Annotated in this window: 8 protein-coding genes and 2 pseudogenes; 7 read left to right on the top strand and 3 right to left on the bottom strand. The window is 68.5% G+C overall.

Annotated elements, in window-relative coordinates:
- Positions 1-276: transposase (locus B7767_RS15885; protein ID WP_143652446.1), on the top strand; the 276-nt coding region annotated here is incomplete at its 5' end.
- A gap of 43 nt (positions 277-319) precedes the next feature.
- Here B7767_RS15885 and B7767_RS48045 read toward each other — a convergent pair.
- Positions 320-572: pseudogene (locus tag B7767_RS48045) on the bottom strand (hypothetical protein); the annotation flags it as partial.
- A 197-nt stretch (positions 573-769) separates the two neighbouring features.
- On the bottom strand, positions 770-1153 hold the full coding sequence (locus B7767_RS45755; RefSeq protein WP_143652479.1) for a hypothetical protein: 384 nt from the start codon (positions 1151-1153) through the stop codon (positions 770-772).
- A 316-nt stretch (positions 1154-1469) separates the two neighbouring features.
- Between B7767_RS45755 and B7767_RS15890 the strand changes: the two genes are divergently transcribed.
- Both B7767_RS15890 and B7767_RS15895 read left to right on the top strand, forming a co-directional pair.
- Positions 1470-1745, top strand: a complete 276-nt coding sequence (locus tag B7767_RS15890; RefSeq protein ID WP_085572761.1) for a DUF3618 domain-containing protein — start codon at positions 1470-1472, stop codon at positions 1743-1745.
- Between the two features lie 17 nt (positions 1746-1762).
- A complete protein-coding gene (locus tag B7767_RS15895) occupies positions 1763-5605 on the top strand; it encodes an AAA family ATPase (RefSeq protein ID WP_085572762.1) in 3843 nt (1280 codons plus the stop codon).
- Here B7767_RS15895 and B7767_RS47295 read toward each other — a convergent pair.
- On the bottom strand, positions 5505-6218 hold the full coding sequence (locus B7767_RS47295) for a WD40 repeat domain-containing protein (RefSeq protein ID WP_085572763.1): 714 nt from the start codon (positions 6216-6218) through the stop codon (positions 5505-5507). The genes B7767_RS15895 and B7767_RS47295 overlap by 101 nt on opposite strands.
- Before the next feature lie 222 nt (positions 6219-6440).
- Here B7767_RS47295 and B7767_RS15905 point away from each other — a divergent pair, with 222 nt between their 5' ends.
- The 4 genes and pseudogenes from B7767_RS15905 to B7767_RS15920 all read left to right on the top strand — a co-directional run.
- Complete coding sequence (locus tag B7767_RS15905; protein ID WP_085572764.1) at positions 6441-8999, top strand: hypothetical protein; 2559 nt, start codon at positions 6441-6443, stop codon at positions 8997-8999.
- 386 nt (positions 9000-9385) lie between these two features.
- Positions 9386-9808, top strand: a complete 423-nt coding sequence (gene panD / locus B7767_RS15910) for an aspartate 1-decarboxylase (protein ID WP_085572765.1) — start codon at positions 9386-9388, stop codon at positions 9806-9808.
- Positions 9809-9842: 34 nt separating this feature from the next.
- Positions 9843-10187, top strand: coding sequence for a GNAT family N-acetyltransferase (locus tag B7767_RS15915; RefSeq protein ID WP_085572766.1), 345 nt, complete (start codon positions 9843-9845; stop codon positions 10185-10187).
- Between the two features lie 7 nt (positions 10188-10194).
- Positions 10195-10578 (top strand): annotated as a pseudogene (locus B7767_RS15920) (arylsulfatase); the annotation flags it as partial.

Raw genomic sequence — 10578 nt, forward strand, 5'->3', positions numbered from 1 at the left:
TCCCGCGGTTTCCGCGCCTACCTGCGGCGACGCGGCATCGCGCACACCATTCCCGAGAAGGCCGACCAGCGGCGGCACCGACTGCGGCGCGGGAGCCGCGGCGGTCGACCGCCAGGATTCGACCGGGAGACCTACCGCCGGCGCAACCTCGTCGAGCGCTGCTTCAACCGGCTCAAGGGCTTCCGCGGCATCGCGACCAGATACGACAAGACCGCCACCTCATACGAGGCAGCGGTCAGTCTCGCGTCGCTCCTGCTCTGGGCAAGATCCGTTTGAAGACGGACCCTAGTGCGCGGGATTTACGTATCTCACCTAACCGTCAAGTCGGGATGACCGGGGCGGCTAGATGTACGAGCGAGGCCGCCCCGGGGGCCCGAGTCCGTAAGGACGGTGCGACGATCAGCGCCTTCTTGGTCCTGCTGTCGGCAAGCGCGGCGAGGTACCGCTCTGCGTCGAGTGCGACCTGGCGGCCACCGCCAGCGGCCCTGATGCTCTGGCGGTAGGTGTGGTCGACGACATCGGCCGGCGACGGCACCGGGGATGCTGGTGCGCGTGGAGGGCGAGACGACCTTGCTGTCGGTCGCGGTGCGGTCCGCGTCCCTCCGGCCTGAGAGTCGACCCGAACCCCTGAGTCGCAAGTTGCAGCGACAGTGGCAGGCGGGTGATCTAATGTTGCCGCTGCCTCACCTGATCTTAGTGGATTGGCATCTGGTTCCATGTGGGATTGCCGGTCCCGTCTCAGGTAACGCTGTCCGTCAGTCGAATCGGATCAACGGCGTTTGCCTAGCTCTGGAAGGCCACCCGAAACCACTGCGCGGACGACAAGTTTGTCTCGCTCACTCTTCCAGCGTTCGACCTGCGCGGCCCGCTGGTTCGCGAGTTCCTCGGCACGCTCGGTATGCTGCATCGCTCGCCTGACGCGCAGTTTCTCCGACGCATCGCGCTCAGCCTGCTCGTGCGCCAGCCGCTCCGCTCGCTGCTCCGGGGCCTCAACTCTGCGATTGCGGAACCGTCGACGCCACGAACGGGCTTCCTTCAGGGCCTTCTGCTCGGCTTTGCCGTCTCCTGCTTGACGAGCCGCTATGGCACGCCCCAAGGCATCGCGGTACAGCACCTGGAAGTGGTTGTAGTGATCTCTGCTGATCGTCGCCATCGGTCTCCCGCCCCCAGATCTGCGATGTCCCCCGACCTCTACGGTGGGTCACGCCGGTTGTCGAGCGTAGTTGAAATGCCGGCGTGACGCCTGACCGACAACTAACCTCCGCGGATCAGGTCGAACCTGTACACCACTTCGTTGGACGTAACCGTGCCCGGTCTGTAATGGCTGATGGTTCGTCGGTGAGGCTTCGGGCGAGAACCGTCCGTCCGCATCGCCCTGCTCAATGACCCAGGTGGGGTGGTCGTCGGACGCCGCTCCTTGTAAGGCGTGTATGGCCACGGGACCTTCATACGAGCGTGTTGGTAGCAGGATGCGGTCCCGGGCACCCGTCTTCCCAGAGAGGGCCCGACACCGTGGTCATCATCGCGCGCCTGCTGCTGCCGATAGCCGCCCACCCCGCGTCGAGCCCACCGCCACCAGCCCCGAGGCACTGCGCGAGGAGGTCGAACGGAGCCGCGTCAAGCTCGGGGAGACGGTCGAGGCGCTCGCCGCGGAGACCGCCGTCAAAGCGCGCACCCAGGAGAAGGCCGCCAAGCAAGCCGCTGCGGAAGGTATCGTCAAACAGATTCAGGGGGTGGGCCATTGAGGCATTTGACCATTCGTGTGGCTTGGCACGACACCGCGTGGGACGGGAGGGTCTGCGCTGCGCCGAGTCGTAATGGCTACTGCACCGACCTGCAGCGGATCCGGGTCGAGCGCGACGACGCCGCTGAGGATGCGCACGCCGGGAGGGACGTGTCCACTCTGTCGGCGGAGGCGATGCCCCCATGTCAGGCAGAGTCCGGCCTCTTCATGAACCCGCGGCCATGGACCCGGTACATCGACCATCCGTACACCACCGTGGAGCAGGCCAAGGGCACACACGGCGCGCTCCGGACGGCCAAGGTGCTTGTGCCGCCGTTCTCGACGTTCGCCACGCCGTTCTCGTGGATGTTGAAGGAGCGGCAGAGCCGCATCGATGAGCGTCTACCGGAAGGCTTGCTGCCGCCGGAGGGCCATGCGCCCTTTCCCACACCCTGGGTTTTCTCCGGTCCGCGTCAGCAGGCGCTGCTCGATCATGTCTTCGGTCAGGTCACGCGTGGCAGGTCACTCGCGTTGTTCTATACGAAGTCCGGCCATCCCCTCGGTGACCACATCCCTCGACTGGTAGTTGGCGTGGGCAGGGTGACAGACGTCGGTCGCCTGCTGCCGTTCCCGCAACGCGGAGTTGACGGTCGGCTTGTCGACAGCCCTTACCCGGCCTGGGACAGGCTGGTCAGTCACTCCATCCGTCCCCAAGGCGAAAAGGGCCTGCTGCTGCCTTACCATGCCTACCTGGCTTCGACGGGTGATCCGGCCGAGGACGCCCGGCGGCGTGCGCTGCTCTCCGAAGTCGCCGTGGGGGTCGACAACGCGCATGTCAACGCCTTCTCGTATGGCGCCGAGCTGGCAGGTCCGGATGTCGCGCTCGCCACGCTTGTTCGCTGCCAGGAAGCGGTCCGGGCGATCCGCGCCCATGGCATCGCGCTGGGCCCATGGGAGGCACGCGAGGACTGGCTGAACGAGCGCATCGCCGAGGCGTGGACCGATCGAGGTGCCTTCCCGGGCGCCGGCGCGGCGCTGGAAGCGCTGGGTCTGCGGTTGGGAAGCAGCCTGGTACGGGAGCTTCGGGCCTCGGGGACGCTGGCATCGGACGAAAACCCGTGGCCACTGCTCGGGGCGCTCCTCGAGGGCCGCGCGAAGTCGCCCAGCCCGGCCTACGACGCGCCACTCCGCAATGCCAGCGGCACATGGCGCCACGTGGCATCAAACCCGGCCAAGCGGGACCTCCTTCATCTTCTGTCCCGATTCGACCTTACGCTGGAGGCCGCTGCTCGCTGGTTCAGGTCGGAAGAGCGGAACCGAGCGACGCTCACTCCTATCGATGACCCCACTCTCCTGGCCAACCCCTACCGGATCAGCGAAGCAGACCTCGGAGATCAGAATGATCCGCCGGTGCCGCTCAGCACCATCGATCTCGGTGTCTTCCCGGACGACACCATCAGCGTCAAGCACCCGTTGCCGACGTGCACATCGGCCTTCGGTGACACTCTGGACCCACGGCGGGTTCGCGCGGGTCTGGTCGACGTTCTGCGCCGGGCCGCGGAGGACGGCGACACGCTTATGTCCGCCGATGAAGCGGTCACCCGCCTCGCCGGTCTGCGGGTGGGGCGGCCGCCAGTAGTCCCCGTCCACTGGCTTGAGGGCAACAGGGATGTCCTCGCCGAGGAGGTGCAGGTCCTGGACCTCCTCGCCGATCCAGACGGTGGGGCAGTGTTGCCGGCAGTGCAGCTGACCAACCGCGGTGAGACCGCGAAGTACTTAGCGAGGGTCCTCGGAAAACGGGCGGGCAAACCTGTGCCCAGCACCGGAGAGGACTGGACTGCGCTGCTCCGGGCTCGGCTTGCGGAGCAAGAGGTCACCGTCGCCGATGGCGACGAGCGGGCTCGGACGGCGTTGGCGGAGCAGGCCGCCGCGCTCGAAAGGATCACGACGCGGCGTCTCGCTGTGCTGGTCGGACGCGCCGGTACGGGTAAGACCACCGTGCTCGGTGCTCTCCAGCGGAGCCGGTACCTGCAATCCGGCGGCATGCTCTTCCTCGCTCCGACGGGCAAGGCCACGGTCCGCCTGGGACAGAAGACCGGCACCAGGGCCTACACAGTGGCGCAGTTCCTTCACCAGCACAACCGGTTCGACGGCTTGCGACAGCGGCCGTTGTTCTCCCCGCCGAAGGGTACAGCCGCAGTGCCCACGGCAGGTGTGGCCACCGGGTACGGGACAGTCGTCATCGACGAGTGCTCGATGCTGAGCGAGGACGACTTGCGCGCGTGTCTGGAGGCGCTCGATCTGGGTGTCACCAAACGGCTCATTCTGGTGGGGGACCCGAACCAGCTGCCACCCATTGGTCCAGGTCGCCCGTTCGCCGATTTGGTTTCCTACCTTGAGGCGGCCGACGAGACGGTGCGCGCGTGCGAAGAGCGCGGAAGCGACCCTGACCGGGCGGTGGCCGCGCGGGCCGGTGCGCTGGCCCGACTGACGGTCGAGCTGCGCACGGCGGCGGGTGCGCCGAGCGCTGCACTGCGGCTTGCCTCTTGGTACACGGCCGAGCAACAGCGCGTGGACGCCGACGACATCCTGTCCGAGCTTGCTCCGGGGGGCACCGGCCCAGCGGGGTACGGGACCGTCTCGGCACCGGCGGACACGACGGTCGGCGGCGGCGCAGGAGCGGGTAGCGATCTGGTCATCCGGTACTGGAACACGGCCGAGGAGCTGGATACGGCGGTCTTGGAGACCCTCGTGGACGCCCTCGACCTCAGCGGGCCGCGGGACATCGAAGGGTTCAACAAGGCACTCGGCCTGACCTCCGAGGGCTGGGTGCCCTTCGACGACCATAGTGGCGCCCACAAGTTCCAGGTGTTGTCGCCAGTACGTATGGGGCCGCACGGAGTGCACGAACTCAACCGGCTGTTGCAACGGACGTTCAGAGGATCGGAACTCGACCGGGCCCGCCGATGGGGTCGCACGCTCGGCCCCGAAGAGATCGTGGACAGGGACAAGGTCATCCTGCTGCAGAACGGCGAACGCACCGGCTACGACCACGGCCGCAACCAGCGCACACGGCCGACTTACCTGGCCAACGGAGAGGTTGGGCTGGTCAGCCCGAGGAGAGGGCCGCGAAGCCTGTCGGTCGCGTTCGCCGACCGTGAGCAGGTGCGGTTCGACTTCAGCTCGAAGGACGTGCCGAGGTCCGGTGGCGGCGCTCTCGAACTCGCCTATGCCCTGACCGTCCACAAGGCGCAAGGCAGCGAGTTCGACACAGTGATTGTCGTGATCCCCGCCACGGGCCGCTTGATGAGCCGGGAACTGCTCTACACGGCGCTGACCCGTGCCAAGACCCGGCTCGTGCTCCTCGTCGAGGGGACCGACACAGCAGGTCTGCTCTCCCTCGCCGCTCCGGACCGCTCGGAGACCGCACGGCGCAACACCAACGTCTTCTCCGATGCGGTCCGCCGAGCCGACCTCGGCGTGCCGTTCGCCGACCACCTCATCCACCGCACGAGCGGCGGACTGTACGTGCGGAGCAAGAGCGAGCTGATCATCGCAAACTTGCTGGAGCACGAAGGGGTCCCCTTTGCGTACGAGCGCAAACTTCCGGGAGAGTTCACCGGCGGTTACCGGCTTCCCGATTTCACCTTCACCACTGATGACGGGGACACCATAGTGTGGGAGCACCTCGGGATGCTCGACCGCGACGATTACCGGGCCGGCTGGGAACGGAAGCGGCAGTGGTACGAGGCCAACGGCTTCATCGAGGGGCAGAACCTGTTCACGTCGTCCGAATCCCACGGGCCCCGGGTAGGACTGTCGATGCCCGATCTGCACACGACGCTCGACGGGGTGCGCGCGGCACTGGAGAGCGACTACTGACGCGCACGCCGGGCCGTTGGCACAGCCAGTCAGCGACCCATCCCCGGAAACCAACGTTTTTCCCCCGGCTCCAGTGGTCCGCGTGGGGCCCCTTCATGTCGCTGACGACGGGCGCCAGAAAGTGGCTCGCTTGCTGGCGGCGGAGGGCGGGCAGCGGCACGTGGTGCCCCTGCGAGAGGACGTGCTCGACTGCCCGTAGAGCGGAGCTGGCCACGGTGGAGGGTGCCGGTGTGCGAGGCCCACCATGGCCGTGGACGCGCATGGTGTTGTCGTGACCGGCGGTGGCGAGCAGGCCCCCGTCGGGGGAGAAGGCGACCGACCAGACCTGATCGGTGTGCCCGTCGAGCGGTTCGCCGACCGGCAGCCCGGTCGCGGGATGCCACAGCCGCACGGTCCTGTCCCGGCTGGCCGTGGCCAGCAGCCGGCCGTCCCGGGAGAACTCCGCCGACACGACCGGGCCCGTGTGCACCGGCGGCGCGTAGGCGAGGGCGTAGCGGGGCGAAGGCGCTGCCGTGGGCGAGGTCTCCGGTGGACCGCTCACCCCGGTCGCGGCGGCTGCCATCGCGCGTGTGTTCAGCACCGGCGGCAGCCTTCCGGCCCTGCGCACCCTCATCGGATGATCACCGGCACCACCGCTCCAGCTGTGAACGGCTCCGCGCCGAGCGGGCGCGCGGTGTTCAGGGGCGGGGGACTTCCGAGTGCTTGAGCTTCTGCCCGGACCAGGTTTTTTCGCTTGCAGGGCATGTGGTGCTGTCGCTGGACGCGTGTCAGAATTTGTCTCACCCCCTTTGTCTCTCGAGATGGTCGTCTCACGTCTTCATCGGAGGATCCCGAGTTGGGGCAGATCGACACCCGCCTCATCCAGACCGCGGTCATCGGAGGCCGCGACTCGGACCAGCCGGTGATTCTTCCTGAACAACCGCATAACTTAGATGAGTTCATCCGGCAGTTCGGGAGGGACGACTTCTGGTGCGGCACGCTGCTCGGCGGCTGCGGAGAACCGCTGCGTCCCAAACGGTATGTGACGAGGGTCTGTCACTTCGCCCACGAAGCCGACCCCGCCCGCGGGGAGTGCCACCGAACCAGCCACAGCGCGGACGGCGCCGACCACCTGTTCGTCAAAACCCATGTCACTCGCTGGTTGGCCGGACAGGGGTACGCGGCCCAGGGTGAACTGCGCAGCTTCGGGCACTGCCACGGCGATGCCGTGGACTTCCGGCTGCCTCGCACTAGAACGCATCTCCGCTTCGAGCTCCACTCGGACGACTACCGGAGCTGGCGCAAGGCGGCGGACAGTCTGGGCGCGAAGGAAGGCCGCATCGAGTGGGTCTTCGGCCGGGACGACGCGCTCGCTCGCGACATGATGGCGCGTCGCGGGTATGCCCTCCTCGTGCGGTGCGAGACCGAGGGCAATGACCGTCGCGTGTTCATCGGCACCGCGACCGACGGGAAGAAAACGCCCTGGGTTCCGCTGGAGCACTGCCGGATGACCGAGAGCGGCCTCGTCACACCCGCGCTCGAGGAGCTGCGTGCCGAGGGGGTGCTCCGCGCCGCCGGCATCGGCCGCGAGCCGTTTCCCGGCAGCGTGGCCCTTCCCCGCGGACAAGTCGTGTTCGCGGTGGACACGGAAGCGGCACCCCTGGCCTCGTCACCGTTGGCCATGCTTGGCAGGCGTCTAATTCCTGGCTTCGTCAAGCCGGCGGGAAGCCGCATCGTCCGGGCCCACCTGTCCCTGCCCGACACGGTGCCTCCTCCCACGGACCAGTACGTCTACCAGCTCGCGGGTTCGGTCCGGCTGCTGGTCACGGACGTCGTCGAGGAAAACGGCTCCTCGTGGGCGGTCCGAGCCGACGCCCTGGTACGGCTCAACGGCCTGGAGGCGGAACGCACCGGGTTGTGGCGTCCCAGCGTCGCGCTCGACGAGAAGTACGTCCCGGCGGCCCGCGCCTCCAGTGCTTGTGAGCGGACCCCCCTCACCGAATGCGCGCCCGGCGGGCCCAAGGCGCCGGAGACCGCACAGGGGAAGGCGGCCGACGAGCTCAGGAAGGTGCTGGAGGAGGTCGCGGCGAAGGGTGCCACGATCACGTGGAGCGATCTGGCCAAGAGGCTAGGCAGGTGGGTCCACGACCTGCCGAACACCGGGCGCCAGGAACTGCTGGTCGAGGTGGACAGGCCGCGGGTGCCCGATCACCCGCTGCTGAGCGTCCTTGTCGTCACCCACATGGGCAGGCCCCTTTGGTATCTGGGCCAGGTGCTGAGCCGCCTCGGAGCCGCCGAACCGGCCTCGGAGTTCGCCCTGCAGCAGTGGGCGGCGGCCGAGACCAGGAAGACGCACGAGGCGTACAGACACCGGAGGGCACGCGCGTCGGTCGCTCCGCCGTCCGCTGCGAAGCGGCCGGCCGCCGGGGAGCGGGCACCGTTCGGGAGCGACGTGGACCAGGCACACCGAAGACGCGCGGAGATGAGGGAGAAGCTGGAGGAGGCGTCGAGGACCCGGGCCCGGACGAAGGGGACGCGAGCCCAGCGCCTGGCACAGGCGATTCGGCAAGGAGAAGAGCATCTGCGCCGGTACGAAGAAGTCCGCTCCCAGAGGAGGGCCCTCCGTGACTGGCTAGGAGAGGGCGACCGCGTCCTGGACCTCCTCATCGGTCTGATCGGCCGCCCCATTACCGTCACCCCGGCCAGGGTGGAGCGTCGGGCCGTCGCTCCCGACCTGAAACCGGCCAAGGCTCTTGAACCGAAGCCGGTCGAGAAGAAGGATCCGAACCTCAGGAAGATCCGACGCCTGCTCGGTGAACTGGACCGGACCCATGGGCACCGGCCCACCCAGGACCTGCTGCGGCTGCTCGACGAGATCGGGAAACATCGCGATCAGCTCGCCCGACCACTGCCCGCCGCGGAAACCAAGCTCGTCGAGCGGTGGCAGAGCAGGCTGGAGGACCGAAGGTCCGCCGAGCGCTCCGCCCAGGCGGCCGCCGCCTCGCGGAACACATCGGCGCGGACGGGACGCACCGCCGAGCCACCGCAAGACGACCGCCTGCCGGCCGAGAGGATCGAGAAGCTGGCCCCCACGGTCCGCGACATCCTCGAAGAACTGGCCCGCGCCGACGGCACTCCTCTGAGCTGGGGCGACCTCCGGCTTCGGGCGGGTGGGCAGCTCCCGTTCCTGCACCCCGACGACCAGGTCGCGTTGCTTGTCGTGGTGGATCGGGGCACACCGGCTGACGAGCCGCTCCTGTCCACACTGGTCGACAATTCCGTAGCCGCCCCGCACCGGCTCTACCGCCAGGTGCGCCTCGGTCTCGGTCGGGAGCCCGTCCCTGATACGGAGCTCGAGACTCATCGAGCCGTGGAGGCTCTGCGGTTGCGGCAGATCTGGCGTTACCGGCGGTGAGTGGGTAGCCCTTCCGGCTCCCGCGACGGGGCGAGCGCGAAGCCATGTGCGTCATGCTTCGACCGGCGTCGTCAGCACCGCCCAGACGGTCTTGCCACAGGGTGGGTAGGGGACGGTATCCCAATGCCGCCGACTCTCGACATGACTGATGAGACGTCAGGTAAGTCAGCATCCACTCAGCATCAGTCCCGTACGGCTCCTCGCGCGTGCGCCCGGTCGGTGGCTTCGCGGCAGCCTGCTGGCGCAGAAATACGCAGGCGGCAAGCCTGGTCACAGCAACGCACGATTTTCCTGGAGGTCTTCGAGCCGAAGGCATGCCGATGTACAGTGAGGGACGCCCCTGACCTGCAGAAAGTTGGCGGGGAGCCGTCTTCTAGGAGTCTAAAGTGCTGCGAACTTTGATCAAGTCCAAGATCCATCGCGCCACCGTCACCCAGGCCGACCTGCACTACGTGGGATCCGTGACGATCGACGCCGAGCTGCTCGATGCCGCCGATCTGCTGCCCGGCGAGCTCGTGCACATCGTGGACATCACCAACGGGGCACGGCTGGAGACGTACGTCATCGAGGGGGAACGCGGATCCGGGGTGATCGGGATCAACGGGGCCGCCGCCCATCTCGTCCAGCCCGGTGATCTGGTGATCATCATCAGTTACGCTCAGGTGACCGACGCCGAGGCGCGGGCGCTGGAGCCCCGGGTGGTGCACGTGGACGGCGACAACCGCATCGTGTCCCTGGGGGCCGACCCGTCCGAGCCGGTGCCGGGGTCGGACCAGGAGCGCAGCCCGGGGGCCGTCACCACGGCCTGACCGGCGCAGACCGAGGCAGGAGCGTGAAGTGGCCATGGGTGACATCGGGATCCGTGACGACCGGGCGGCGGGCCGGCTCGAGGCGGTGGCGGACGGCGGGGTCGTCGGGCGGATCGAGTACTTCGTCCTCGACGCACCCGAACGCGCGCTCGTGCCGGTGCACACCGTCGTCGAGCCCGCCCACGAGGGCAAGGGCATCGCGGGCTCCCTCGCCCGCGAGCTCTATGCCGTCGCCGCCCGCGAGGACAGTGCCGTCGCCCCGCTCTGCCCGTACGTCGCCAAGTGGGCCGAGCGTCACGCCGACGACGCTCCGGCGGCCGGGCCGGAGCTGATCCGGGCGGCGAAGGAGTGGCTGGCGGCGCATCCCGGACGGTTCTGAAGTCCACGTGCTCGCACTGCTGCACACCTCACCCGTCCACGTGCCCGTCTTCGACGCGCTGCGCGACCAGGACCATCCCGGACTGGAGGCGCGGCACCTCGTCGCCGAGGACCTGCTGGAGCGTGCCCGCGTCCACGGCCCCGCGACGGTCGCCGACGACGTACGGGCGAGGGTGCGCGAGGCCGTCGACAAGGGCGCCCGGGCCGTGTTGTGCACCTGCTCGACCATCGGCGGGGTCGCCGAGGCGGCCGCCGCCGGGGCCGGCGTTCCGGTTCTGCGTGTCGACCGGCCGATGGCCGCCGCGGCCGTGGCGGCCGGGACGCGTGTCGTCGTCCTCGCCGCCCTGGAGAGCACGCTGCGGCCGACGGTGATGCTGGTCGAGGAGGAGGCC

The organism is Streptomyces sp. 13-12-16 (assembly GCF_002114215.1).
GTDB lineage: Bacteria > Actinomycetota > Actinomycetes > Streptomycetales > Streptomycetaceae > Streptomyces.